We start from the raw sequence: 1,642 nt of genomic DNA, 5'->3' as shown, positions 1-1,642 counted from the left end.
ATTCAGACAGTGCCTTGCTACATTGTTTATAAACGCGTACCAAAAATTAAGAATATTTCGGTTTGTGAATACTCAAACACGTCAAATAAAAAAGCTTATAAAATAAAATTTTATTCTAACATAGTTTTAAATTTTAAGCTGAGGATAACATTGAGCCCAATAACCGCATAGAGTTAGTAGAAAGTAAACAATTTTAAAAGCGCGTGGAATCTATCTAGTATTCGCCTTAGTGAATTGATAGAAATGTTTTTTTAGTAATGATTTTGAAATATTGCTTTTAGATTGACCTAAACTGTTGCCTTTCAAACCCCTATAGTATTTATCTCTGACTTTATCAGAAACGACTATTTTCAAAGTCTGCGGCTCGATTGATATTAAAAACCTGTCAAATAGTCGATGTATATCGACTCTGAGACATAGTCCATTTTGTAACAGATTAGATTGTTCTCCTTTGTAAGGAATAATATGGGCAGCTTCTAACAAAGCCAGCTCAGCACATCCTGATACGGCACATTTTGAATAAAAGTTATCAAGAGTTAATGATCTAAATCCCTGCTGGCCAACCCTTGTAACTTGGCTCCTACTGACTCTATCCCTGTTATCTTCTGTTAACGCATGTAGGCTCACTTGCTCTTTATCATCTATTTTTGCGTGAACATTTTCTGTTAACTTATCAGTATCTTCTTCATCAATGTCAAAATCTAAATCAAGAATTTGGGGGTGTTCTAAAAAGGCTTTCCAGTGTTTTTTCTGGCTATCAATTTTTGTAGATTTTCTAATAATAGCTAATGCTTCACATGCCGCAGATATTGAAGAAAATGAGTAATTGCGCTCTTCCCATAATTTTAAAATACGCTTTAAAGGAAGCTGCACAACTTCAGATCTATTATATTTTTTTCTGTGAAACGGATTGATTGTGATTATCTGATCATTTTGAGGATTTTCTGCTAACTCAATATCCTTTAACTTTCTTTCAAATTCACTAATTAAATCATGATTTAAGTAGCTTTCCCAACCCTTATAGTTCTTAATATTACCATCATTTACATTCTTAATAGCCAATATTTCTGCCGCTGCTTCTTTTGTACCACATAACTTTAACCTGTGATGCCAAACTAACTCTACCTCCTCTAAAGTAAGCTCAGTTACATCTTCAGGGTCAAACACATATAGGTGCAGTGGCAGGTTATTTTTTACTTGGGTAGCAGTAGTCTCTTTATTTGGCGTATCTATTGTTTCGTAAAGATCATTTGAGCTCATTGATAAAGCAAAATCATCATCGAGATCTAAAGGTATTTCCGTACTCTGCTTTTCTAAAAGGTATCGCTCGACATTAAAAGATGGACCAGGGTTAATTGTTCTTTTAGTTTTATTATTCTTTTTTCCTTTATGCTCGGCATAAGCCTGTTTAGCTTTATTAAAATCAACAATATTTAAAAACTTCTTGAAAGCACTAAAATTTTCTTTATTTTCATAAGCTACTTTAAGAGCTTTCTTCTCAGTTTTAGCTAACCTGAATTCATGTTTCGCTAGTAGGTGAAATAAGTCGTTTATGCTTTTCCCTTTAGAATAATATTCAAAGATATCTTTTTTTATTCCAATAACAGTACGCTTCATCATAATTCTCTAATTAGATCTATAT

At 32.6% G+C, this 1,642-nt stretch carries 1 protein-coding gene; it reads right to left on the bottom strand.

The window, feature by feature from the left end; translation table 11 throughout:
- Positions 1-210 precede the first annotated feature (210 nt).
- The gene (locus L1D46_RS20565; RefSeq protein WP_239978163.1) at positions 211-1,620 is read right to left on the bottom strand and encodes an HNH endonuclease; all 1,410 of its coding nucleotides are present in this window, start codon (positions 1,618-1,620) and stop codon (positions 211-213) included.
- Positions 1,621-1,642 lie beyond the last annotated feature (22 nt).

It is taken from the genome of Pseudoalteromonas sp. Isolate3, from assembly GCF_022398505.1.
In the GTDB taxonomy this organism is placed as follows: domain Bacteria; phylum Pseudomonadota; class Gammaproteobacteria; order Enterobacterales; family Alteromonadaceae; genus Pseudoalteromonas; species Pseudoalteromonas apostichopi.
The sequence above is the reverse complement of the archived record's forward strand: the minus strand, read 5'-3'. Positions and strand labels throughout refer to the sequence as shown.